Annotated in this window: 24 protein-coding genes and 3 tRNA genes; 15 read left to right on the top strand and 12 right to left on the bottom strand. The window is 66.1% G+C overall.

The window, feature by feature from the left end; translation table 11 throughout:
- Window positions 1-13 precede the first annotated feature (13 nt).
- The 3 genes from NBRGI_RS45705 to NBRGI_RS36510 all read left to right on the top strand — a co-directional run bounded on the left by NBRGI_RS45705 (window position 14) and on the right by NBRGI_RS36510 (window position 2,113).
- Window positions 14-502 (top strand): hypothetical protein, encoded by a 489-nt coding sequence (locus NBRGI_RS45705; protein ID WP_051728301.1) that lies wholly within the window; start codon window positions 14-16, stop codon window positions 500-502.
- A gap of 127 nt (window positions 503-629) precedes the next feature.
- Complete coding sequence (locus NBRGI_RS36515) at window positions 630-1,175, top strand: dihydrofolate reductase family protein (RefSeq protein WP_029901744.1); 546 nt, start codon at window positions 630-632, stop codon at window positions 1,173-1,175.
- A gap of 125 nt (window positions 1,176-1,300) precedes the next feature.
- Window positions 1,301-2,113 carry an aminoglycoside adenylyltransferase domain-containing protein gene (locus tag NBRGI_RS36510; protein ID WP_029901742.1) on the top strand — a complete coding sequence of 271 codons (813 nt, stop codon included), beginning with the start codon at window positions 1,301-1,303 and terminating at the stop codon, window positions 2,111-2,113.
- Between the two features lie 396 nt (window positions 2,114-2,509).
- Here NBRGI_RS36510 and NBRGI_RS36505 read toward each other — a convergent pair whose 3' ends face one another.
- The 3 genes from NBRGI_RS36505 to NBRGI_RS36495 form a co-directional block, all read right to left on the bottom strand.
- Window positions 2,510-2,920 carry a hypothetical protein gene (locus NBRGI_RS36505; protein WP_029901740.1) on the bottom strand — a complete coding sequence of 137 codons (411 nt, stop codon included), beginning with the start codon at window positions 2,918-2,920 and terminating at the stop codon, window positions 2,510-2,512.
- A gap of 301 nt (window positions 2,921-3,221) precedes the next feature.
- Window positions 3,222-4,739: an FAD-binding oxidoreductase gene (locus tag NBRGI_RS36500; RefSeq protein ID WP_051728300.1), complete on the bottom strand. Its 1,518-nt coding sequence runs from the start codon at window positions 4,737-4,739 to the stop codon at window positions 3,222-3,224.
- A 127-nt stretch (window positions 4,740-4,866) separates the two neighbouring features.
- Complete coding sequence (locus NBRGI_RS36495) at window positions 4,867-5,139, bottom strand: DoxX family protein (protein ID WP_051728299.1); 273 nt, start codon at window positions 5,137-5,139, stop codon at window positions 4,867-4,869.
- A gap of 337 nt (window positions 5,140-5,476) precedes the next feature.
- Here NBRGI_RS36495 and NBRGI_RS36490 point away from each other — a divergent pair, with 337 nt between their 5' ends.
- The 6 genes from NBRGI_RS36490 to NBRGI_RS36465 all read left to right on the top strand — a co-directional run bounded on the left by NBRGI_RS36490 (window position 5,477) and on the right by NBRGI_RS36465 (window position 11,107).
- Window positions 5,477-6,667, top strand: a complete 1,191-nt coding sequence (locus tag NBRGI_RS36490; protein ID WP_029901734.1) for an NAD(P)/FAD-dependent oxidoreductase — start codon at window positions 5,477-5,479, stop codon at window positions 6,665-6,667.
- Between the two features lie 109 nt (window positions 6,668-6,776).
- Window positions 6,777-7,730: an RNA polymerase sigma-70 factor gene (locus tag NBRGI_RS36485; protein ID WP_029901732.1), complete on the top strand. Its 954-nt coding sequence runs from the start codon at window positions 6,777-6,779 to the stop codon at window positions 7,728-7,730.
- A 35-nt stretch (window positions 7,731-7,765) separates the two neighbouring features.
- Window positions 7,766-8,797 (top strand): hypothetical protein, encoded by a 1,032-nt coding sequence (locus tag NBRGI_RS36480; protein WP_029901730.1) that lies wholly within the window; start codon window positions 7,766-7,768, stop codon window positions 8,795-8,797.
- A gap of 663 nt (window positions 8,798-9,460) precedes the next feature.
- On the top strand, window positions 9,461-9,817 hold the full coding sequence (locus NBRGI_RS36475) for a glyoxalase superfamily protein (protein ID WP_029901728.1): 357 nt from the start codon (window positions 9,461-9,463) through the stop codon (window positions 9,815-9,817).
- A 115-nt stretch (window positions 9,818-9,932) separates the two neighbouring features.
- Entirely contained in the window at window positions 9,933-10,631 is a 699-nt protein-coding gene (locus tag NBRGI_RS50020; RefSeq protein ID WP_081878379.1) for a TetR-like C-terminal domain-containing protein, read from the top strand.
- Between the two features lie 35 nt (window positions 10,632-10,666).
- A complete protein-coding gene (locus NBRGI_RS36465) occupies window positions 10,667-11,107 on the top strand; it encodes a pyridoxamine 5'-phosphate oxidase family protein (protein WP_029901724.1) in 441 nt (146 codons plus the stop codon).
- 253 nt (window positions 11,108-11,360) lie between these two features.
- Here the strand turns inward: NBRGI_RS36465 and NBRGI_RS47810 are convergent, their stop codons facing one another.
- A complete protein-coding gene (locus NBRGI_RS47810; protein ID WP_148311097.1) occupies window positions 11,361-11,915 on the bottom strand; it encodes a hypothetical protein in 555 nt (184 codons plus the stop codon).
- Between the two features lie 636 nt (window positions 11,916-12,551).
- Here NBRGI_RS47810 and NBRGI_RS36455 point away from each other — a divergent pair.
- The gene (locus tag NBRGI_RS36455) at window positions 12,552-12,869 is read left to right on the top strand and encodes a hypothetical protein (RefSeq protein WP_029901719.1); all 318 of its coding nucleotides are present in this window, start codon (window positions 12,552-12,554) and stop codon (window positions 12,867-12,869) included.
- A 215-nt stretch (window positions 12,870-13,084) separates the two neighbouring features.
- On the opposite strand, the gene NBRGI_RS36450 is transcribed toward NBRGI_RS36455, so the two are convergent.
- The 3 genes from NBRGI_RS36450 to NBRGI_RS36440 form a co-directional block, all read right to left on the bottom strand.
- Window positions 13,085-13,651: an SMI1/KNR4 family protein gene (locus NBRGI_RS36450; protein WP_051728298.1), complete on the bottom strand. Its 567-nt coding sequence runs from the start codon at window positions 13,649-13,651 to the stop codon at window positions 13,085-13,087.
- A 340-nt stretch (window positions 13,652-13,991) separates the two neighbouring features.
- Window positions 13,992-14,288, bottom strand: coding sequence for a DUF6506 family protein (locus NBRGI_RS36445; protein WP_029901715.1), 297 nt, complete (start codon window positions 14,286-14,288; stop codon window positions 13,992-13,994).
- A gap of 34 nt (window positions 14,289-14,322) precedes the next feature.
- A complete protein-coding gene (locus tag NBRGI_RS36440) occupies window positions 14,323-15,267 on the bottom strand; it encodes a LysR family transcriptional regulator (protein ID WP_051728297.1) in 945 nt (314 codons plus the stop codon).
- 178 nt (window positions 15,268-15,445) lie between these two features.
- Here NBRGI_RS36440 and NBRGI_RS36435 point away from each other — a divergent pair, with 178 nt between their 5' ends.
- The gene (locus NBRGI_RS36435) at window positions 15,446-16,030 is read left to right on the top strand and encodes a hypothetical protein (RefSeq protein WP_235211217.1); all 585 of its coding nucleotides are present in this window, start codon (window positions 15,446-15,448) and stop codon (window positions 16,028-16,030) included.
- A 74-nt stretch (window positions 16,031-16,104) separates the two neighbouring features.
- Here NBRGI_RS36435 and NBRGI_RS36430 read toward each other — a convergent pair whose 3' ends face one another.
- Window positions 16,105-16,971, bottom strand: a complete 867-nt coding sequence (locus NBRGI_RS36430) for a helix-turn-helix transcriptional regulator (RefSeq protein WP_029901709.1) — start codon at window positions 16,969-16,971, stop codon at window positions 16,105-16,107.
- Window positions 16,972-17,071: 100 nt separating this feature from the next.
- Here NBRGI_RS36430 and NBRGI_RS36425 point away from each other — a divergent pair, with 100 nt between their 5' ends.
- The 3 genes from NBRGI_RS36425 to NBRGI_RS36415 are packed head-to-tail and all read left to right on the top strand — an operon-like array spanning window position 17,072 to window position 18,891.
- The gene (locus NBRGI_RS36425; RefSeq protein WP_051728296.1) at window positions 17,072-17,347 is read left to right on the top strand and encodes an Atu4866 domain-containing protein; all 276 of its coding nucleotides are present in this window, start codon (window positions 17,072-17,074) and stop codon (window positions 17,345-17,347) included.
- Complete coding sequence (locus NBRGI_RS36420) at window positions 17,344-18,102, top strand: SDR family NAD(P)-dependent oxidoreductase (protein WP_029901706.1); 759 nt, start codon at window positions 17,344-17,346, stop codon at window positions 18,100-18,102. The genes NBRGI_RS36425 and NBRGI_RS36420 overlap by 4 nt, the downstream gene beginning before the upstream one ends.
- Window positions 18,103-18,135: 33 nt before the next feature.
- Window positions 18,136-18,891, top strand: a complete 756-nt coding sequence (locus tag NBRGI_RS36415) for an SDR family NAD(P)-dependent oxidoreductase (protein WP_029901705.1) — start codon at window positions 18,136-18,138, stop codon at window positions 18,889-18,891.
- A gap of 539 nt (window positions 18,892-19,430) precedes the next feature.
- On the opposite strand, the gene NBRGI_RS36410 is transcribed toward NBRGI_RS36415, so the two are convergent.
- On the bottom strand, window positions 19,431-20,672 hold the full coding sequence (locus NBRGI_RS36410; protein WP_235211222.1) for an FAD-dependent monooxygenase: 1,242 nt from the start codon (window positions 20,670-20,672) through the stop codon (window positions 19,431-19,433).
- 60 nt (window positions 20,673-20,732) lie between these two features.
- Between NBRGI_RS36410 and NBRGI_RS36405 the strand changes: the two genes are divergently transcribed.
- Window positions 20,733-21,311 carry a TetR/AcrR family transcriptional regulator C-terminal domain-containing protein gene (locus tag NBRGI_RS36405; RefSeq protein ID WP_029901703.1) on the top strand — a complete coding sequence of 193 codons (579 nt, stop codon included), beginning with the start codon at window positions 20,733-20,735 and terminating at the stop codon, window positions 21,309-21,311.
- A 171-nt stretch (window positions 21,312-21,482) separates the two neighbouring features.
- On the opposite strand, the gene NBRGI_RS36400 is transcribed toward NBRGI_RS36405, so the two are convergent.
- The 3 genes from NBRGI_RS36400 to NBRGI_RS36390 all read right to left on the bottom strand — a co-directional run bounded on the left by NBRGI_RS36400 (window position 21,483) and on the right by NBRGI_RS36390 (window position 21,748).
- Window positions 21,483-21,557, bottom strand: a tRNA-Val gene (locus NBRGI_RS36400).
- A 1-nt stretch (window position 21,558) separates the two neighbouring features.
- Window positions 21,559-21,629, bottom strand: a tRNA-Cys gene (locus NBRGI_RS36395).
- Window positions 21,630-21,675: 46 nt separating this feature from the next.
- Window positions 21,676-21,748, bottom strand: a tRNA-Gly gene (locus NBRGI_RS36390).
- Window positions 21,749-21,848 lie beyond the last annotated feature (100 nt).

Raw genomic sequence — 21,848 nt, 5'->3', positions numbered from 1 at the left:
CAAGGAGATCGCAATGAGCACCACCGCCACCCTGAACCCGGCGATCATCGGCCAGGCCGAGAAGCATCACACGGCCATCCTGACTCGTGCCCTGTCCGGCACCACGCTCGACGAGCAACGCTGGATCACCCTGAACCAGGCCCTGGCCGGCGGCCCGATCGAGCGCTCGGTCCACGTCGCGAAGGTCGCGGAGATGACCCAGTGGGAACTCGCCACTGTCGCCGACGCCGTCACCGCCCTGATCGAGGATGGGCTGCTAGCCGAGTCAGTCGTCGGCCAGGTGGAAATCACCGAGGCCGGTCGCGACATGGTCGCCCGGGTGCGCGCCGCGTCCGGCAAGATCTTGGGCCCCGCCTACGGCGCGGTCTCCGCTGAGGAGCTGGCCATCGCAGCTCGCGTGCTGATGACCATCACTGCCCGCATGGCCGAGGAGCTGGCCCGAGGCGGCGGGAGTTCTAGAACTGCCGGTATCGAGGCAGAACGGGCACGCGTCGGTGCGTGAACATGCCGCGCACCGACCACGTCGGCCGGCGTTGCGTGTCGGTTAGCGCTGCGTTGCCGAAATACCGCTTGTTGCACGGGGCTTCAGCTGGCGATGCTGAACATCCGACAAGATCGAAAGGCTGTCCATGCGCAAGATCATCGAATCCACCTTCGTCACGACCGACGGGGTGATCGGCGACCCGCACCAGTGGGGTGCACCGTACTGGGACGACGAGCACAGCGAATACGGAACCACCTTGCTGTTCGGCGCCGATGCGCTCCTGCTCGGTCGCGACACCTACCAGGGATTCGCGCAAGTGTGGCCCACTCGCCCCGCCGATGACCCCTACGCGGCCCGGATCAACGCCATGCCCAAATACGTCGCGTCCCGCACCCTCGCGCAACAGGACACGACCTGGAACGCCACTGTCCTGCAGGGAGATATCGTCGACTCGGTGCGTGCGCTCAAGGCGCAAGACGGCCTCGACATCCTCAAGTTCGGCACCGGCTCCCTGTCGCGCACTTTGCTCGAAGCCGAACTCGTCGACGAGTACCACTTCTGGATCTTCCCCGCCATCGCAGGCACCGGCGAGCGGCTCTTCGACGGCTACCCCGACCGCACCCACCTCCGACTGCTCGGGACGACCACCTTCAAATCCGGCATCGTCGTACACCGCCTCGCCCCACGCTGACGTTCGTCTCGACGATTACCCGGGACATACCGCCTAAGTGGTTGTCCTGTCGCCGGTCTGGCTGGCACCGACCTGACGTCGGTGTCCGTCCGGGTGTCGATTGCGTCGACCCGGATACTGGCCGCATGACCCACTCCCTCCTCGACCCACCAGCGGTTCCCTTCGAGTTGCGGCCGTACCTGGGGGAGCTCGTGCAACGCGCACGCACTGTCTGCGGCCCCCACCTCCGCAGTATTTTCGCGGTCGGATCGATCGCGCTCGGCGATTACCGCCACGGGCGCAGCGATATCGACGTGAACATGGTCGTGGAGCCGTCGATCCCCGGCGATGTTGTGCGGGCGCTGGCGGAGTCGCTGACCCACAGTGCATTGCGGTGCCCTGCCGCCGGCCTGGAACTCGTTGTGTACGACTCGTCTTTTGCCGACCGGGCTTCCGATCGGGCCGGGTACCTGCTGGATCTCAACACCGGGCCGCTGCTGCCGCAGCGCGCCAGTTTCGATCCCGCGGCGTCACCGGCATTCTGGTACGTCATCGATCGCTCCATCGCCTACCAGGCCGGGCGGGTCCTTTACGGGCGTCCGGTGCGTCAAGTGCTCGCGGCACCGTCGCAGCGTCATCTCTTCGCCGCGATACTGGCCTCGGTGCGCGAGCACGCCACCGGCGTCGGCCACCTGGCCGACAATCAGGTGCTCAACGGCTGCCGCTCCATCACCTTCTGCCGTACCGGCCGTTGGGTGGCCAAACGCAAGTCCGCGCAACTGATTTCGACATCGGAGCCGAAATTCCGCCCCCTCCTCGAAGCCGCGGTGCACAGCTTCGAGCGCCCCCGCGCCGCGGCGCTCGAGCTGCCCGCCGCAGACGTACGGACTTTTCTGGCATGGGTCCGTGAATGTGTCGAGGACGCCGCCGAATCAACAGGTCACCGAGACGAAGGCTGAGCGCGTACGAGCCGTCCTCCGACCGCCGAGCACCTGCACGCCGCATTCGATCCGGTTGCCGCCCACTGCTACATCGACCACGGTATGCGCTCAGCTACTGAGTTCCGTTGACGCGGCGGCCTTTTCGAGGTCGGTTGACACGCCATCAAGCCGAACATCGTGCATCGCCCGACCTCTTTCCTGTCGGGGCGTCTGGCATCGTGCGCCGGTGTCGTCCTCGGCGAGCCAAGCGTGCGCTGCCGGGGCAGCGCGACCCATCACGATTCCGGGCCTCGAACGACGGCTCCGGCTGCAACGCAGTCGATCAGGAGAAGCTCGCCGAGCTCCAGGATTGGAGCAGCCGGGAGACTTCCGGGCATGCACGCCACCCGACCGCAGACGCTCGCGCCTGCGGAACTAGCTGTGGCCGATCCTTCGACGCGCTTGTCGTACCAGCGGACTAACGCGGAACATCTCCTCGGGAGAGCCTGCCTGCAGACATGCCCAGTACTCGAGCCTCTGCGCAATTCCCGGCGCTTGCGTGGCCTCCCAAGCCGCAACCAGAGCGTCGACCCATGACGCGGTTCGTTCCGACAGATCCGCCTGCGCCGGCGTGACGACCAGGTCGCGCTCGGCCGACTCGAGGACCAGATCGAACAACCAGAAACTCAGCTCCCAATCGGCCTTGTTCGCGAGCAGCAGACCAACGAATTCATCCAGACGTGCCGGATCGGATACCTCGATAGGCCAATCCTGCATCCAGCCTTCGTGCGCGATGTTCGCCAGCCGCGCCACTCGCGACGCCGAGTCGCCGCCCGGATAGATCATGCAGCCGACGGTAGCCAACGAAGCGATCTCTGGCGATGGAGTTTCTCCTCCGCTAGGTCCCGACGAGCGGCAGCGCGGACCAACGGTGGGCAGACCGTCGTTCGGTGTGATGGCCGACTATGGGTATCCGCTTCTGCCACAGGGTCGGTCAGACCGGCCGCGCGCGGCATGACTCAAAGATCAACGAGCTGAGATCATCTCGGCGTCTGCAATGCATTGAAATGCCGAATTGAGTGTGTTCTGGGATCGGAAATATGGGGGTACGTAGACCGACGTGCCACCTGGCGGCCGAGTGCTGGGTTCAGCCGAGGGGGATGCTGAGTTTGTGGTGGAAGAGGTTGTCGGGGTCGTATTTTCGTTTGATGGCCTTGAGTCGGGGGAGGTGCTCGCCGTAGTAGCTGGCGAACATGTCGCGGCCGTGGTCGCCTTCTTCGTAGTCGTCGTCGCCGATGTAGCCGCCGGCGAGGATGGGGTAGAAGATTTCGTAGGCTTCGTGTAGCCATTGGTCGCGTTGCTTGCCGAGGGTCACCATGGTGTCGATGTCGCCGGCCTGGTCGAGGAAGATGGCCGAGGACATGCCCATCAGCCAGGGGCAGCCGCGGTTCTTGACGGCGGTGGCCTCGACCGGCAGCCCGGAGTTGGGGTCCAGGCCCAGGAGTTGGATGCGGACGCCGTCGCTGGGTTGGGTGACCGCGTGTCGGGCCAGCTTGCGGATGAACTCGTCGGTGAACGGTTCGGGGACGAATCCGGCCTTGATCTTCATGTAGCGCAGGTGTTCTCGGCGTTCGCGGCGGATATCGGTCAGGTCCGGGTAGAACGGGGCGGAGGTGTCGGTCAAGCCCTGCTGGCGCATGGTTTCGAGGTAGTCGACCCGCTGGATCTCGAATTCCTCGGTGGCGGGGAGCTTTTCGCGCATGTCGGCGATGAGTGCTTCGCGGTCGGCCTCGGTGTCGGTGGCCAGGCACCCGAGGATCGAGAGCCGTTCGCGCCAGATGACGATCATCGGGTTGAACGTCAGCGGGGCGTGCAGCGAATAGTCCTGCAACGCGGTGAACGTGCGGATGAAGGAGCCGGTGTCGGTCAGCGGGTATTTGACGACGAAGTTCGCCGGGGCCGCAGGAGCCTTGTTCAATCGGACGGTGAGCTGGGTGATCACCCCGTAGGAACCGGTGCCGCTGCCCCGGATCGCCCAGAACAGGTCCGCGTTGTGGTGCTTGTCGGCGACGACCACGGAACCGTCGGCCAGCACCATCTGCACCTCGAGCAGCCGGTCGACCTGGATACCGTGGGTGCGCGCGTAATGGCCGTAGCCGCCACATTGGGCCTGCCCGGCGATCCCGACCGCGACGCAGTTGCCGCCGGGCAGCATCAACCCGCCCTGCTCCCATGCCCGCACGGTCAGATCGCCGAGCAGCGTGCCCCCACCGACGGTCGCGGTCAGCGCGTCGCGGTCGATGGTGATGTCGTTCATCTCGATCATGTCGATCACCACCGCGTGCCCGTCGCGCCCGCCGAGGCTGCCGCCCTCGAAACTATGCCCACCGGAACGGATCGCCAGCTGCATCACCCCGGCCTCGCGCGCACACCGGATCACCTCCTGCACCTGCGAGGTGGAGCACGGGGCGACCACGCCCACCGGGTGGGTCTCGGCCAGGTAGTTCCAGCTCGCCGTGGCGTCGTCGAAGCTCACATCATCCGGAAACGACGCCGCCATCGACGCGAGACGGTCGTGCACCAGATCCTCGAAACTCACCACTCCCACGCACCCGCCCTTTCGGTTGATGCCGAACGCGTGACCGTCCCAGGTCAGTTGCCCCACAGTAGCTGGGTATCGCCATCGACCCCGCCACTTCACCTGTGCGCACCGAACGACGAGCTGCAACGCGCGGCGCGCGAATTGGTTGACGCCCACCGACGAGGTCGAACGGGCCTGACGTACGCGAAGTTCAGCCTCCATCGGAGCAGCCCTGGCTACCTGGCCTCCGATGGCTTCTACACATACCGCTGGTACCGAACAACTGGGTTACTGCTGCGAAACGCAGCCCTGCCGCAGCCAGGAACTCGAGGACCCCGAGGGTTCTGACGAAACCGGCACTGGTGCTCTCGGTCCAATCCGTTGATTCGTCCAGCTTGGACTTGGGCCAGAACACTTTGGTGGCGCCACTGAACATGGAGAGGGCGGCAAGCAGCCCGGCGACGATCCAGAGCGTGAGGTTCATGGGCTTCTTCTTTCAGGTGCAGGCGACTCGGGCCCGGCCGTTGATCTGCCGAGGGGCGGCCGGGCAATGCCGTTCGCGGGCATCGGTGTCGGCTTCCGGGTGATGTAACTGGTCGGGCATAAGACACCGTGGGCCGCGATCTTCTGACAGCCTCGGTCCGTGATGTGATCACTTACCGGAGCCTCATCCGACCGGCGATCTCGATACGGAATCTTCGGTGCCTCGATCACGCGGCGAGCCCGAGGCCCGAACGGCACTGTGATGCGTGTCACAGGATGTCAGGATTTTCGTCGATGCGGTGTCTTGTACTCGACCCATTCGGATCGAAGGAGACACCATGGACAAGAGCATCGAGGTAGTCGTGGTCGGCGGCGGATACGCCGGTGTGATGGCGGCCAATCGTGTGCGGCAGCGCAACGACGTGACGGTGACCGTGATCAATCCGCGGCAGTTCTTCGTCCCCAGGCTGCGCCTGCACCAGCTGGTCGGCGGGACCCACGACGCGGTTGTCGACTACCAGGAGGTGCTCGCCGAGGGCGTCGAACTGGTGGTCGACAACGCTACGCACATCGACGCGACTGCGCGGACCGTGACCCTGGCCGAGGGCGGCAGTATCGGCTACGACTACCTGATCTACGCGGTGGGCAGCCTCAGTGGCGAACCGCGGGTGCCGGGCGCGGCCGAATTCGCTTATCCGGTCGCGACTTTCGAGTCCGCGCAGCGGCTGCGGTCGGCCTTGTTCGACACGCCTGTGACGGCCCCGGTGACGGTCGTCGGGGGCGGCCCGGTTGGTGTCGAGACCGCTGCCGAACTCGCCGAACAGGGTCGCCGTGTCAGGCTGGTTTGTGGCGGTGTCGTCGGCCCGTACCTGCACCCCAGCGCTCGGCGCGCAGCTCGCAAATACCTCACCAGACTGGGCGTCGAGGTGATCGAAGGTCCGGATGCGTCGGTCACCGCGGTGGGGTCGGGATCCGTGGATCTCGGTGACGGTCGCACCCTGGCGAGTCAGCTCACCATTTGGGCTGCGGGTTTCGGTGTGCCCGATCTAGCCGACCGCAGCGGGTTGCGCACCGACGCCGCCGGGCGGCTGCTCACCGACGAGGCACTGACCAGCATCGACAGCGATCGCATCATCGCGGCGGGCGACGCGTCGGCGCCGTCGGATCTGCCGTTCCGGATGAGTGCCTACACCGCCGGCTGCCTGGGCGCCCACGCCGCCGACACGGTGCTGGCCCGGATCGCGGGTGAGCGGCCAGCGCCGATCGACCTGGCATTCCAGGCGATGTGCTTCAGTTTTGGTCGCCGTGCCGGGATCTTCCAACTCCTGCACAAGGACGACACGGCGAAGCGGTTGTACTTCACCGGGTTCATGGGCCGCAAGCTCAAGGAGTTCTCCTGCGCCGCCAGCGTCAAGCACCTGGTGACCGAGGCGCACGAGCCCGGCTCGCACCACTGGCCGAAGGATGGTGAACACCGGCCCGATCTGCTGCGAGCCCGGGATGAGAACGTGACGACACCCAGCGCGTAGACGCCGATTTCGCCGCTGTCACCAGCGGCACGGTGTGCAGCGGCGTTCGAATCGGGACGCCGCGCCGTACCGGCCCCACGATCCACCGCGAGGAGAGGAATCCAAGCACATGACGGGCGAATCCGGTGCGCGACGGCAGGCCGCGGGCGAGGCCGCGAGCCTCGGCGCCGGTGACCACGCCACCCTCGCGTCGACGGAAACGTTTGTCGCGCACCGCAATCTGCTGTTCACCGTCGCCTACGAGATGCTCGGATCCGGGGCGGACGCCGACGATGTGCTGCAGGAAACCTGGTTGCGCTGGGTCGGCGTCGACGTGGCGCACGTCGAGGACCAGCGCGCCTATCTGGTTCGGATCACCACACGGCAGGCGCTCAACCGGCTGCGTTCGGTGAGACGCCGCCGCGAGGCGTACGTGGGCTCCTGGCTGCCGGAGCCGCTGCTCACCACCGCGGATGTGGCCGCCGATGTGGAACTCGCCGAAAGCGTGTCGATGGGGTTGATGGTCGTACTCGAGACCTTGACTCCGGTCGAACGAGCGGTATTCGTGCTGCGCGAAGCGTTCGGGTTGGGCTATGGCGAGATCGCGGCCGCGGTGGAGAAGTCTCCCGCCGCCGTGCACCAGATCGCCCACCGCGCCCGCCGCCACGTCGAGGCCCGTCGACCGCGCCGCGCGGTCACCGCGAGCGAGGCGCACGCGGTTGTCGAAGCGTTCCGATGCGCGCTCGAGACCCGGGACCTGCAGGGCCTGCTCGATGTACTCGCCCCCGAGGTAGTGGCGGTCAGCGACGGCGGCGGCATCAAGCAGGCCACCCCACGCCCCGTCGTCGGCGCGGACAAGGTGGCGCGGTTCATGGTCGGTGGCCTCAGCAAGCGCGACGTCGCACTCACCGTCGAGCCGACCGCGATCAACGGCAGCCCCGCATTGGCAGTGCACGTCGATGGAGAACTCGACGGCATCCTCGCGATGCGGGTCGAGGACGCTCGCATCACCGGTCTCTACTTTGTCCGCAACCCGCACAAGCTCACCCACATCGACACCGAAACACCACTCGCCCTGCGCTGACACCAGCAATGACACGACCGTTCGAGGGAGTAGACATGACCACGCGGGTACCGCTCGCCACCGACAGGCTTCCGTCACGATGGCCGACCGTGGCCGGGGCGGTCGTCGTGCTCACGACGATCACCAGCGTATTACTCATCGCCTTTGCCTGGCCGTCGGTGCGGTCCTCGGTGCACGATGTGCCGATCGCCGTCGCCGGGCCGGCCACCGCGGTGGCCCAGGTCCGGACCGCGCTCGAGCAGCGCGCGCCGGGCAGCTTCGACATCACCGACGTCGCCGACACCGCGAGCGCGGAACAACTTATCCGCGACCGGCAGGTGTACGGAGCCATAGATCTCAGCTCCGACACCCCGCAAGTCATCATCGCCTCCGCCGCCAGCACCGCGCTCGCCCAAACCCTGCAGACCATGGCGACCGGACTCGGCCCGCGCGGCAATGCCGCTACACCGATGGCGGTCCGCGACCTCGCCGCACTGCCCACCGAAGACCCGCGCGGCGCCGGCCTGTCCGCAGCCGCACTCCCGCTGGTCATGGGCGGCCTGCTCGCCTCGGTGCTGCTGACCAGGCTCGTGCACGGCACCGGCCGCCGCATCAGCGGCGCGCTTGCATTCGCTGTCACCGGCGGCCTAGCCGTGGCGGGAATCCTGCAGTTCTGGTTCGGCTCGCTCAGCGGCTCCTACCCCGCCAACACAGGCGCCGTCGCATTGAGCATCGCGGCCACGTCCCTGACTGTTCTCGGGCTCGAATCGGTGTTCGGATACGCTGGAATCGGGATCGGTGCCGTCATCATGATGCTCATCGGCAACCCACTCTCGGGTACGGCCACCGCACCCGAAATGCTGCCCGGCTGGTCCGGCGCACTCGGGCAACTGCTGCCACCCGGGGCGGGTGGTCGGTTACTACGATCGACCGCCTTCTTCGACGGCCGCGGCGCTACCCCCGCCGTCACCGTCCTGGTCGTCTGGGCCACACTCGGGGCAGCGCTGTGCCTGATCGGCGGCCTGCGCGCACCTCGTGCCACCTTTAAATCCGAACGTGCAATTCGAACGGAGTATCAGCACACGTAATACCCGCCGATTTTCGGCGGATCTACGGCGACCCCTGCAAACCCCTGCCTGGCCACGACCCGGTACCGATACACACAGGCCAACCGACCGACCCTCAGCGCTATCCCAGCGCCGACAGTGGCCGATCAGCACCCCGCCCAGCTGCTGACCCGACGAGTGCTTTCGACCGGCTCAGGCCGGAGTTTTGACAATCGAGCCTTTGGCTTCGAACGATCCGGGCGTGCGCGCCCTGATGACATCGGCAGGAGCGGCGGATATGGACGAAGGCGGATCGGATGAGATCACTTCACCCGGGTTCACAGTGCGGGCAGGGGTGTTGTGATCGCCGCAGCGGGCTATCGGCGGTGGCCCAGCAGTACCGCGCACGTCTCGATTCTGACTGCACCCGATTGGCGACGGCAAGGCCGGGCCGGGATCGTCGCCGCGGCAAACGCACTCAACTGCCGATGAGCGAGCATTCTCGCTGAGGCGCGCATTTGGAATGTGATCTTGTGGCGCAACACATCTCACGATCGGTACGGAATTCCGTTCACCGCACGGCCCGCCTCCGCAGGCCCTACCGTGAACGTGCAGACCTTCCCTTTACCACCGAGAGGAACCGCTAATAGCCAGCACCCTACCCAAGATCAGCGATCTCGAGCCAAAGTCAGGTAACGTGACGGAATGGTCATGCGGGTGGCGGTTCCCGTGCTGCCGTGCCGAGACGTGCAGGCAGCGCGGTCGTACTTCACGGACGTGCTCGGATTCGACACCATATTCACCTGGGAGACCCCACCTAGCTACGCGGCCGTGATCCGCGACACCGCCGAGTTCCACCTATACGCCGAAAGCAGCGTCGGCCCGGCCAGGGTGGTGGTTGTCGTCGACGGCGTCGATTCCTGCCACGACGAGCTGCGCGCCCGCGGCGCCGACATCGTCGAGCCACTGGCTGACCGGCCCTACGGGATGCGCGACTTCAACGTACGGACACCCGATGGGCACTTTTTGATCTTCAGCCAGCCGCTTACCGAGTACGGGTGACCATCAGCGGACCAGCCGGAAGAATGACCGGACCTCGTCGACGAACAACGCCCGGCTTGACGCTGAAGCCGTAACCGGGAAGCGATGGGCAGACCCCCCAGAACCGGCCGGCTCAGTGCGCAGATTTTCGCCGTTCACACGACGAAACCGCAGCTCAACAGCCAGCACCTTACCCAAGATCAGCGATCTCGAGCCAAGTCAGGTTACCTGCCGTTTTTGTTGCGGCGCGGCCGATTTCGTGCAGGGCGGGTTCATCAGCGAAGCCGAACGCGTGCCCGAACTCCTCGCCCACGTCGTGACCCGCGCCGTCGAACCCCGCGTCACCCAGGTCGAACACGTCCTGCACCAGCTCATCGAGCGCGGCGCGGTCCGCGCCGATATCGACACCCGCACCATCGTCACCATGGTCTTCGGCGCGTTCCTGCGCGGCGCCGCCGCCGCGCGCCAGCCTGCCCGAACAGCTCACCACCACCCTCTGGCCCGCCCTCACCACCCGCCCCTGACCGCGCCGCAGTGTGCGTCGAGCACCCATCGAGTCCGAGGAGATTCTGTTAGGACCTTGTCCGTCTTGCCCTCCAGGCACGTCGTCGTGCCTGGACCGGACTTCGAGCCCCGCCGACGCAAACAAGCCCGCTGCCTCGGCCCGCCGGCTTCAGTGCGCACGCCTGCCAGGTCGCGTCCTACCACGTGCTCTCTTGCCGCTGTGCGCGCGGTCCCAAGGCCGCGACCTCAGTCGATGAACGCACTCAACTGCCGAAGAACGAGCGTTTCGCTTTGTGAAATCTGGCTGGGCAAAACCGACCTGAAAACCTGACAAGAGCTGTCAGACGGCGCTGGCACGCTGTTTTCATGACGACATGGCAACAGTTCGCGAGCGAAGCACCTGAGTTGGCCGCACAAGTGAGGTCCCGGTTCGAAGCACACAAGACCCATGTGCTGGCCACGCTGCGCCGGGATGGCGCCCCGAGAGTGAGTGGATCGGAGGTGGAATTCATCGGGCCAGATCTGATGTTCGGTTCCATGCCCGCCGCCGTGAAGGCAGCCGACCTGCGGCGTGACGGGCGGTGCGCTATTCACGCCCATCCCGGCGACGGTGACGCCAAAGTCATGGGTGTCGCAGTCGAGATCACCGGACCGGCGAAGGCCGCTTTCGGATCGCCACCGGGTGTCCACGACTTCCGGCTCGACCTCACTGATGCAGTTCTCACCTGGGTCGACGCGGCCGCAGAGTTGCTTGTTATCGAGCACTGGCGTCCCGGTAGCGGTGTGACGGTCACCCGGAGGCACTGATCGGTCAGCTGTGCCTGCGACCGGATTTCAGCAGTACGGCGGGCTGGCCAGCGGAGATGTTCCGGTTCCGGCGAACGACCCATACCTGACCGAGCCGCCTCGACAGTTGAGTTGAAGCAAACGCACTATCTGCCGCGTTCCGAGCGTCGTAGCCGTTGGCCGCCAGTCGATCTCGCAAACATCCGATAGTGCCGATTGTGCGACGTTGCGTGGACGGGTCGCGGACTCGAGCACGCCGTCGCCGATCAGTGGGTCAGGTCGGGCGTTGATAGAAGTAGATTGTGGCGACCTGTGAGTCGCGCGCGAGCGTGAGTTCGGGGTAGTCATGTCGGCTGTCGGCGTAGGGTGTGCTGGCGAACAATTCGATTGCGTTCGCACAATCGAACTTCCAATCGTTCTCACCTGATTTGGTTGCCGGTTCGAAGCCGATCTGCTTTTTCAGCTCGGCGCATGTCACCGGCCGGAGTGGCTGATGATAGGTCGGATCGGTGAAGATCGTCTGGTGGTCCGGTAATTGATCCGCCGGCCCGACATAGCTGCCTACGTAACCACACGTACCTGGTGCCCACCCCGGACAACCGAATCGTCTCATCCTGACCAATTCGAACGTGTCAGGTATCCGGATATGGGCCTTGTCCATTTTCCCCTGCGCCTCTTCGACGTCCAGGTCTGTATCCAACGTCGGGATGACGAAGACAGCAGCGCAACCCCACAGCAGTGCCCCGCATGTCACGAGCGTCAAAATGGCCCAGAACCAGCGAAAACGCGAGCGTCGAGGCATGACTGCCGAACTCGGCACGGTACTCATGGCAGGGAAGTCGTGGAAAGCGGTCGTACGTCGCCGGGTCATCTGCGCAAGCCCGGGTAGGTATGAGGGATCGCACTGGCGATTCGCAACGAACTCTCCTGACTGACGGTCATGCAGTCGACGCGGTTCAGCCCGCGACAGCCTCAAACGAACTAGAAGGTGGCGCCATCCTCGCGCACCGACGCCGCTCCCGGCGAGACCCTGGTTTGCCCGGCCTGTCAGTCAGATTCGATGGTCGAGCACGAACTTTCGTACCCATCGCAAGAAGAGGCACAGTTCATCGATCTACGAGCGGCGAAATCCGCATGACCGAGCGCTGCACCGTCCCGGTAATCACGATCCGGCACGCTAGCTGCGAAACATCCGGTATTGCGCGCTGAGCGCTCGGCGGACGTGGCTCGGCCGCCACCCCGGCGAACGCACTCAACTGCCGATTAGAACGCTTTGCCTGGGGAGCATCAGTGCCTTCTACGTTCTTGCTTGTGGCGGCCGGACTCGCCGTGCGGTGCGCGCGGCGTCCGCTCGCGTGAGACCGATGCCATGCTTTCAGCCAGTGAGGTAAGGCGGCTGTCACCGAAAGGACGAAGGATGTCGCACTTGTCGCGGGCACTGTTGTCGGCAATTCCCCTCCCATTGATGATCAGCACGGTGCTCGCCGCACCTGCCTGGGCCACTTCCGACGCGGACAGCGACCTGTACAGCAAGCTGATTCCCGTAGGGGCCGAGTGCACGCGGAATTTGGACACGATCGGCTACGACGAAAAGCGCGTCCTGCTCGAAACATTCAGGAGCTGCGTGAAAGAGAAGGTGTGGGGCGCGGATACGGAGTTCACGGAGACCGAGCAGGACCGGGTCGGGTCCCGATTGGGCGAGTGTGCGGAATCGGCGCCACGCTACCGTGAACTCGAAGAGACACTCGCCCACACCTTCGCTAGCTGTGTGATCGCGCGCTGACGGTCCGGCGCGGTGGCGCGGTAAGCGTCGGCACTGACAGCCAAGGCGCCACGCCGATCTTGTGCACGGACGAAATGGCTCCAATGCGCGCTATTGACGCATATCGCGCGGCTCGAACCCGTCCGCCGGAGTCTGTCGATATTGATCGTGATCGCTTGTCCAGCAGCAAATCTCGGTCGCGACATAGCAATACGCGCTCATTGTGGCGCTGTGGCTCAACGTTTTTCTATTTCGAGCCGGTGCAGGTAGTGCAGTGAACGGCCTCGTAGGTCGATGCTGATGGGGTAGGGGTCGTGCTCGTTCAGAATCAGCCTGCGGAGGAATTCGACCATGCCGCAAGGAAAGAGGGTGAAGTTCTGATCGGTGTGTCGCCCGCAAACCAGGACCGGCCATTGGTCGGGGTCGGGATCCGTGGTCAACCAGCACAGGATGTCGGCGCCTGAGGTGACGCCCCAGGCGAGCATGTCTTGGGGGTCGATGTCGAGGCCTTCCTGGCCTCCCACCATCTCCCAGGTGTCACGGGCGTTCTCCGTCTCTTCTTCGAAGGTCTGATCGTTCAGGAAACGGCTGGCCTTGGGCAGCGGCATGAGGATGACGAGCCCGCCGAACCCGTCGGCTGCGACGAGTTCGCCACCGCCGTAGACGGACATGAACGCCATGTAGTCATTGGGGAACCGCGTGCCCCACCGCGTCTGTGCTGCGGACCAATCGATTTGCTCGTCCGCACCGAGATCCGGGGGCAGGATCTTGGTCAGCGCGACAGTGCCCATCTGGTCTTCCACAGCAATCCCTTCGACAAACGGCCGCGGTCTTACCGACCGCGCCGACATCTTCCCCCGCTTAGGTCGATCGTCGCATCGGGATATTCCTGTGCGTTCGATCGAGCCACGACTCGTACTCGGCGTGCGCGCCCATCGTCCCCGCATGCGGCGCGGCTATCGGGCGCAGTTGCGCGCCGGTCCGGAACATCCGGTGGGCGCTCAGCCGTCAAGCTGGAGCCGGCGCCGCAACGAACGTACTCACGTGCCGAGTTCCGGATGCCACATCGCTCTAGTCCGCAGGTTTTCCGAACTCGACGTCGCTTGGGCATCGAGGTCCGGACTGCCCGCGGGAGGCTCGATGTCACGCGAGGATGGCGTGCACCTGGCTGACGGCTTCGGCGCCGTAGGCCACCGCGCCTACCGGAACCGCGCCATGCACCGTCTCGATCACCCGGGCCGCCCACACCGGACCGAATCCGCCGCACAATTCGATCAGTTGGACGCCGCCGTCGACCAGGCGGCGCGCCACGTCTATGCACTGCTCTGGGCTGTCGACACCGACGAAGACCGACCGGCACGCGGGTGTTTCGACTACGGTCTCCTGTCCGGGATCGCTACCGGCCGCGGTGTAGATGAATCCCCATGTGGTGAGCGCCATATGACTGCCTTTCGTCGAGCTTCGCCCGCGCGACTCATCGCTGCGGTGCGACCAGATCGGTTCCCAGAGAAGCCGATTCGGGGGCGCGCTGTCCACGAGGGGAAACCGGATACTCGTGCGGCTGTGCCGCACGCAGCAGGTCGGCGACCATCGCGTGGTGCCGTGCGGCTGCGGGATCGGCCGAGTTCCAGACCAGCGCATAACGAATGGACAGTGGGGCGCCGACGAGAGGGCGCCACACCAAGCCGTCGCCCGCGCGCACATCCCACGCCGGTCGGAGGGCGACCACATCCGCGCCGTGTGTGAGCTCCGCAATGAACAGTGCTCGTCGCGGGGCGCTCTCCCGGATTGCGGCCGGTCGCCAGCCCGCTCGGGTCCACGATTCGTGGATCATGTCGTAATAGCCGGGCGCGGCTGAACGCGTGAACCACAGCAGTGCGCTGCCCTCGAGATCAGCCCACTGCACCGCGGTGCGCTCGGCTGACCGATGATCGGCGGCGAGGATCACGCCGAGCTCGGCTTCCGCGATCACGGCGTGGTCCAGTCCGGACAGGTCGGCGGGCAGGAGCAGAACTCCCACATCGAGCGAACCCGCCCGCAAAGCGGAGAGCTGTTCGGAAGTTTGCATATCGCAGAGTTCGACGGAGGGTTCGGCGTATCCACGCCACAACGCCGAAGCAATCCACGGCGGTGCGCCGGGTGTCACGGCGACACGTGGAATTCGCTCTTCTCGCACCGATTCTCGCGCCATGTGCACCGAATTCAATACTGTCCGTGCATGTTCCACAAGCCGTATGCCTGCCCGTGTCGGCGTCATGCCGACGGAACTGCGCACGAACAACGCTGTGCCGAGCTCACGTTCGAGCGCGATGAGCTGTTGACTCAACGACGTCGGTCTGATTCCGACCGCGTCCGCCGCGCGGGTCAGGTTGCGCTCCTCGGCAACCGCGAGGAAATACCGTAACTGTCGCAGTTCCATTCCGTCACGCTATCGAACACAGACGCGTCTACCAGCGCGACGGCTTACCCGCCAACGCGTCACACGCTCGGGCACGGATCGGCGGCGACTCGGTTACGCCGACCACAAGAGGTTCGACAAAGGTGAAGGATCGCCGTCCACCCTGCGGGTTGCCCCGCGTGCGCTTAGACTCCGACCCGTGGGCGCATTTGCCAATAACACAGTGGAATTGGCCATGCCGCCGATTGCGCGGATGATCCTGCACGCGGACGGCTCCACCACCCGATTATTAGAAGCGCTACTGGGGCAACCGCTGTCGCTGTCGCTGCAGGAGCAGCAGGCCGCCCTCGCCGCTGCCGTGGCTCCGGAGGTGCGTTTTGCGCTGGGGTGCGCGGCCACCGACGAGATCATGTATCGGCGTTCCCAGCTGTGCACCTCGACGGGTGCGGTGGTGTCGAGCAACGAGGTGACCGTGGTGTGCCGCGACCCCGCCATCACGGCGCTGCTCACCGACGGCAGCGCGCCGATCGGCCATACCCTCGCGGCCGCGGGCCGTCAGCTGCCGCGCGTGCTGCTGGCCAGCGGCTGGTCGGCCTGGCTGGACGATCTACAGCGCTGCGTATACAAGGAATACCTGTTCCTGGACGCGGCCGGGGACCCCGTCGCGCACATCCGCGAACGTTTCAATCCGGTCTTTGTCCCCAGTACGGAAAACGGCACGCACACAGCGAAAACTGTTGGGGCGGGTGTGTGTTCCGGGAATGTGCACTGCCCCTCGCGGTAATCGAGGCTTCGGCTGTTCCCGACGGGTATCACCGCTCGGGCATTCGGTGCCGCCGATCCCGTGTGGTCGTGGGGTCAGCGGCGCTGGAGGTGGCCGTTTTCGCGAGTTGGGGTGTCGACCGGTGCGCGTGGTGTGTGGAGGCTGCCCAACAGTGTGAGGGCGTGGGCGCTGGGTGTGGCGGGTTCGGCTTGGTAGATGATCAGTTGCTGGCCGGGGGCGCTGCGCACGTCGAATGCCTGGTAGGTGAGGGTGAGCGGGCCGACGTCGGGGTGCATGAGGTGTTTGGGTTCGCGGGTTTTGCCGCGCACCTGGTGGGTCTCCCACAGGGTGCGAAAGTGCGGGCTGTTCTCGTCGAGTTCGGTCACCAGGCGCCGTAGACCGGGGTCGTGCGGGGTGCGGCCCACGGCTACCCGCAGATTCGCCACGGTGGCCTGCGCGGTCCAGTCCCAGCGTGTGTAGAACCGTCGTCCCGCGGGGTCGAGGAAGGTCATGCGGGCGAGGTTGTCCACCGCGCGGAATGGTGAGAACAACGCGTCGGCAAGGGCGTTGGTGGCCAGGACGTCCAGGATGTGGTTGAGCACGAAGGCCGGGGTGTGCGGGGAGTTGTCCATGAGTTGCCGCAGGTCTGGGCTCACCGTCTGGGCTACTTGCGCCGGTGTGTCGTCCGGTGTGGTGCCGGCCAGCCGGAACAGGTGCTCGCGGGCGTCGGGGCCGAGATCCAGTGCGCGGCAGAGAGCGTCGAGCACCTGCGGTGACGGGTGAGTCTCGCGGCCCTGTTCCAGGCGGGCGTAATAGTCGGCGTTCACCCCGGCGAGTACGGCGACTTCTTCGCGGCGCAGGCCGGTCACCTTGCGACGGCCGGAGTAGAGAACGCCCGCGTCTTCGGGAGCCCGTTGTGCGCGGCGCGCTCGCAGGAACGCACCCAGTTCACCACTGCCCATGGCACCAGGTTAGGTCGCGGCCGGCCTGGTTGGGTGGGTGCGGCGCACCCAGCCAGCACACGTCCTGGCTTCCTTTTGCGCGGTCGCCGACGCTGTCGGTATGACGAACGATATCGACGTGGTCGGCATGTGGGTCACCGCGGATGGGCATATCCGGCAGGAGCTGCGCGCAGACGGGCGCTACGACGAAGCGCGCGGTGACCGGCGCAGCGCCTATACCGGCCGCTACACGGTGACCGGAAACCATCTCGACTACGTGGACGACACCGGCTTCACCGCGACGGGCGACATCCGCGACGGCGTGCTCTACCACGAGCATCTCGTCCTCTATCGCGAGCCCGCCGCTGCTCACCGCCGTGGGCAGGCAGCGCGATGAACGGACCACGCTTCGACCGTGAACTGGAGGGCAAGGTCGCGCTGGTCACCGGCGCGGCCCGCGGGGTCGGCGCGGCCACGGTCGCCTGGCTGCACGCCCGTGGCGCGCGAGTGCTGGCCACAGACCTGCGCCCCGAGGTGGACGATCTCGCCACTCGGTTCGACGGGGTGTCCACCCTGGTAGGCGATGTGTCGAGGGAGGACACCGCGGTGCGGTCGGTGGACGCGGCGCTCGACCGGTTCGGCAGCATGGACATCCTGGTGAGCAACGCCGGCCGATCGGTGAACAAACCGATCACCGAGACCACCGCGGGCGACTGGGACGAGCTGATGTCGATCAACGCTCGCGGAGCGTTTCTGCACGCCAGAGAGGCGTTCCGGGTGATGCGCGAACGCGGTGGAGGTGTGATCGTCACCGTCGGTTCGTTCGCGTGCACAGTCGGCCTGGCCGACGCGGCGGCCTACAGCGCGTCGAAGGGGGCGCTGGCGCAGCTGACCAAAGTGCTTGCGCTCGAAGGCGGTCCGCACGGTGTCCGGGCTAATGTCGTCGCCCCCGGTGTGATCGAGACCGACATGCTCGACAACTTCCGGTCCGACAGCCGGGAGTATCTGCGTTCCTTCGGCGACGCCCACCCCGTAGGCCGTGTCGCGCAGCCCGAGGAGATCGCCGAGGTGATCGGTTTCCTGGCCTCGCCCCGGTCCAGCTTCATCACGGGCGCGATCGTCGCCGCCGACGGCGGCTACACCGCCGCCTGATTCCCAGCAACCACAACCAGAAAAGAGCACTTCATGATTGGACGGCTGGTCGGCAAGGTCGCGTTGATCACGGGCGCGACCGGCGGCATCGGGCAAGCTGTCGCGGAACTGTTCGCCCGGGAAGGGGCCGGCCTGGTCGTCACCGATATCGCCCAGGACGCGGTGGAACGGCTCGCCGCGTCTCTGCAAGCCGAGGGCGCCGATGTGCTGGCGGCCCGGTTGGACGTCTCTTCGCCGGAGAACTGGAGCGAGGCGATCGAACTGACCCGGCGACGCTTCGGCCGCCTCGATGTCTTGGTCAACATCGCCGGTGTCGTGGACTGGCCCGGTATCGAGGAAACCACCGAGGACGCCTGGGATCGGGTGATCGCGGTCAACCAGACCGGCACCTGGCTCGGGATGAAAACCGCGATGCCGCTGCTGCGTGCGTCCGGCAACGCCTCCGTTATCAATACCTCCTCGGTGCTCGGGCTGGTCGGCAGCGGTGCCGCCGCCGCGTACCAGGCATCCAAAGGAGCAGTGCGCCTGCTGACCAAGACCGCTGCCGTCGAATACGCGACCCGCGGCGTCCGGGTCAACTCCGTGCATCCCGGCGTCATCGCCACCCCGATGATCCAGGACCTGCTGGACGAGCAGGGCGACCGACAACCCGACATCGTGCGCACTCCCATGCGCCGCGCAGGTCGTCCCGCCGAGATCGCTCCCATGATGCTCTTCCTGGCCGGCGACGAATCCTCGTTCGTCACCGGAGCAGAGTTCGTCGTCGACGGCGGACTCACCGCATACTGATGACCAGCCCTGGATCCACGCCGAGTGCCGGATGTCCGCATGCCGCTGGTCGTTCTGCGCGGTGAGATCGACTGCGGCACAGGATGTCCGCTCGTGACGCGTGGCTCTGCTCGGCGAACGACCGGGACCTCCAGGGTGAGCCGGCTGTCCGGGTTGTAAGAATGGGCGAGTGTCGGAAAAGGGCTCGGTCGGTGCCCGCGCCCGCGCAATCGCTGGGGAGAGGGTGTGCGGTGACCGAATCGCGGCCGGGGTGGTCTGGTTGGCGGTGGCCGGGTGACCCCGACCAGTTCCGCAGGCACATCGGTCGGTTGATCACCGGGAACTGACGGCGGCATCGGCCGAGCGGGCCATTACCTGAGTTCCCCGTGATCAACTGTCCAGCTTCGCATTCCGTCATGCGGTCGGTTCGACGCACGCTCGTGTCACCTTTCGGCTGCAGGTGAACCCGAAGGGGCTGCAATGCCGCTGTACGAGCGGTCGGCAGGACGAGAAAGACTGGTGGGTAGCGCATTCGGTTGTGTCGATACAAGTTGGACGGGCTATTCGGGATGCCCGTCCGGGCGTACGACGCCTTCGGGGGTCTCGACGTGCTGCCCGGTCCGCAACCGTTCGAACAGCGTGGAACCGTCGGGGAGTGGGCGGTTGGGTACGCGCCTACCGGTGGGATAGGTGACGTCGAGGCCCGACAATCGTTCGGCGAGTTGGTGGGACAGGTCCGGCACAGTCGTGATGAGGCCGCTCATCAAGGTGCGCAGGGCGAGGCCGTCCGGCGAGTACGCCGTCATCAACGCGGTCTGGGCCATGGTGTGCTCGAGCAGTGTCGCGCCGACGGGGTGGCGTTCGGCGTGATAGGTGTCCAGCAGTGCCTGGTCCGCGCGGCCCGTGGCGGCGGCCGCGAGTTTCCAGCCCAGATTGTGCGCGTCCTGGATGCCGACGTTCATGCCGACGCCGCCGGCGGGGAAGTGCATGTGCGCGGCATCGCCCGCGAGCAGCACGGCGCCGCGGCGGTAGGTGTCGGCTTGCCGGGCCGCATTGCCGAAACGCGACAACCACGCGGGATCTCGCATGCCGAAGTCGGTGCCCGCGATCCGCCGGACCATGGTTCGGAGTTCGCCGAACGTGAGATCGCCGGGCCATTCCGGACGATTGTTCGCCGGATCGCCGCCGACGAGCCGGTGCATCCCGCCGGGCAGCGGCACCATCATCAGCCCGCCGTCGGCGCCGGTGACACCGGTCATGCCGTGCGGTGGCGGGTCGTCGAGGACGACGTCGCCGAGCCAGCCCCAGGTGGTGGTCTCGCTGCCGGGGAATTCGATGCCCGCTGCGGTCCGGATGGTGCTGCGGGTTCCGTCGCAGCCGACCACGTAGCGCGCCGCGACGACCTCCCCGCCGGCCAGCGTGACGCCCTCGTCGGCCAGCCCGGTCACCCGGCAGCCCCGGCGGATGGTCGCGCCCAGGCTCCACGCCCGTTCTTCGAGCAGTTCCTCGGTGCGCGCCTGCACCAAGGCCAAGGTGAACGGGAACGGCGTGTCCAGCGTCGAGAAGTCCAGTCGGTCGGGGAGTCCGGCGAAATGTCCGCTCGGTATGCGGATGCCCTCGGCCAGAAACGGTTCCGCGATGCCGCGGCAATCGAAGATCTCGATCGTGCGCGGATGAATTGTCAGTGCTTTGGAGTTCGGGTTTCGGGTGTGCCGAGCCTCCAGCACGGTGACGGTGGCGCCGCCGAGGCGCAATTCGGCGGCGAGCCACAGGCCGGTAGGCCCGGCGCCCACCACGACCACGTCGTTCAATTTTCCTCCTAGGTCACTGACCAACAAACGCGCTTCCAGTAGACTAGGTCAGTGACCAAGAGTCAAGCGGATGTAGTACGGACCGCCCTGGAAATCCTGGACGAGCAGGGCGTCGGCGCGGTGTCGATGCGCGCGATCGCCGGACGGCTCGGCGTGCGGATGAACACGGTCCTGTGGCACGCCAAGAGCAAGGCGCGACTCGGGGAGTTGCTGGCCGACGCGATCGTCGCCGGGGTCTCGCTCGAGGGGCTGCCCGAGGACTGGTGCGAGCGGGCGACCGAGATCGCGCGTCGCTACCGTCGCGCACTGCTGGCACACCGCGACGGAGCCGCGGTCGTCACCGGCACCTACGCCGCGGAGCCGGCCACCCTCGACATGTCCGAAGCGCTGGTCGCCGCCCTCCTCGACGGCGGGTTGCCGCCCCGTGAGGCAGCCTGGACCTGTTGGGGCATAGTCTATTTCACGCTCGGACTGTGTCAGGAGGAGCAGGCCCTACCCGACCGATCCGTCCACCACCTCGAGGTGGGACAGCGTCCCGCCCTGCGGCGTGTCGTCGCGGCGCTGACCGACGACGCCTTCGACGAGCGCTTCGAATTCGGCCTTGCCAGACTTCTCGGACGACCTTCGTAGCCGGACGACGCCGCCACCGCCGATGAATCGGGATGTCGACAGCCCTGACACAGTCGGGTGAGCGGTTGGGCGCCAGTCCTCGGCGCTCAACGGCTCACCCCTGAACTGGGCACGTGTTGGGCGCAAACAAAATCAGCCCCGGTGAAAACCGGGGCTGACCTGGTACTACGGTGGTGCGCGATACTGGGATTGAACCAGTGACCTCTTCCGTGTCAGGGAAGCGCTCTCCCGCTGAGCTAATCGCGCGAGGTGGAGACGGGAATCGAACCCGTGTGCACGGCTTTGCAGGCCGTTGCCTCACCACTCGGCCACTCCACCGTGCGAAGGGGGACGGCGAAACTAGTTTGCCTGGCCCTACCTCTCGAGCGGATGACGGGATTCGAACCCGCGACCCTCACCTTGGCAAGGTGATGCGCTACCAGCTGCGCTACATCCGCGTGCATCTCGGTGGCTGTTCCGGCCTCCGTGGTGCGAGACAGAACATTAGCCGACGCCCGGTGAAAGCTACAAATCGGCTGGTAGAACGGCTGAAATCGA

The organism is Nocardia brasiliensis IFM 10847 (assembly GCF_000710915.1).
Taxonomy (GTDB): Bacteria; Actinomycetota; Actinomycetes; order Mycobacteriales; family Mycobacteriaceae; genus Nocardia; species Nocardia brasiliensis_A.
Note: the sequence above shows the minus strand (reverse complement) of the source record. Positions and strands in the feature narration are given on the sequence as shown.

Bases quoted from the DNA above. Each gene is read 5' to 3' on its own strand.
- NBRGI_RS45705 (WP_051728301.1), top strand. From the start codon at position 14: ATGAGCACCACCGCCACCCTGAACCCGGCGATCATCGGCCAGGCCGAG.
- NBRGI_RS36515 (WP_029901744.1), top strand. From the start codon at position 630: ATGCGCAAGATCATCGAATCCACCTTCGTCACGACCGACGGGGTGATC.
- NBRGI_RS36510 (WP_029901742.1), top strand. From the start codon at position 1,301: ATGACCCACTCCCTCCTCGACCCACCAGCGGTTCCCTTCGAGTTGCGG.
- NBRGI_RS36505 (WP_029901740.1), bottom strand. From the start codon at position 2,920: ATGATCTATCCGGGCGGCGACTCGGCGTCGCGAGTGGCGCGGCTGGCG.
- NBRGI_RS36495 (WP_051728299.1), bottom strand. From the start codon at position 5,139: ATGAACCTCACGCTCTGGATCGTCGCCGGGCTGCTTGCCGCCCTCTCC.
- NBRGI_RS36490 (WP_029901734.1), top strand. From the start codon at position 5,477: ATGGACAAGAGCATCGAGGTAGTCGTGGTCGGCGGCGGATACGCCGGT.
- NBRGI_RS36485 (WP_029901732.1), top strand. From the start codon at position 6,777: ATGACGGGCGAATCCGGTGCGCGACGGCAGGCCGCGGGCGAGGCCGCG.
- NBRGI_RS36480 (WP_029901730.1), top strand. From the start codon at position 7,766: ATGACCACGCGGGTACCGCTCGCCACCGACAGGCTTCCGTCACGATGG.
- NBRGI_RS36475 (WP_029901728.1), top strand. From the start codon at position 9,461: ATGGTCATGCGGGTGGCGGTTCCCGTGCTGCCGTGCCGAGACGTGCAG.
- NBRGI_RS36465 (WP_029901724.1), top strand. From the start codon at position 10,667: ATGACGACATGGCAACAGTTCGCGAGCGAAGCACCTGAGTTGGCCGCA.
- NBRGI_RS47810 (WP_148311097.1), bottom strand. From the start codon at position 11,915: ATGAGTACCGTGCCGAGTTCGGCAGTCATGCCTCGACGCTCGCGTTTT.
- NBRGI_RS36455 (WP_029901719.1), top strand. From the start codon at position 12,552: ATGATCAGCACGGTGCTCGCCGCACCTGCCTGGGCCACTTCCGACGCG.
- NBRGI_RS36445 (WP_029901715.1), bottom strand. From the start codon at position 14,288: ATGGCGCTCACCACATGGGGATTCATCTACACCGCGGCCGGTAGCGAT.
- NBRGI_RS36440 (WP_051728297.1), bottom strand. From the start codon at position 15,267: ATGGAACTGCGACAGTTACGGTATTTCCTCGCGGTTGCCGAGGAGCGC.
- NBRGI_RS36430 (WP_029901709.1), bottom strand. From the start codon at position 16,971: ATGGGCAGTGGTGAACTGGGTGCGTTCCTGCGAGCGCGCCGCGCACAA.
- NBRGI_RS36425 (WP_051728296.1), top strand. From the start codon at position 17,072: ATGACGAACGATATCGACGTGGTCGGCATGTGGGTCACCGCGGATGGG.
- NBRGI_RS36420 (WP_029901706.1), top strand. From the start codon at position 17,344: ATGAACGGACCACGCTTCGACCGTGAACTGGAGGGCAAGGTCGCGCTG.
- NBRGI_RS36415 (WP_029901705.1), top strand. From the start codon at position 18,136: ATGATTGGACGGCTGGTCGGCAAGGTCGCGTTGATCACGGGCGCGACC.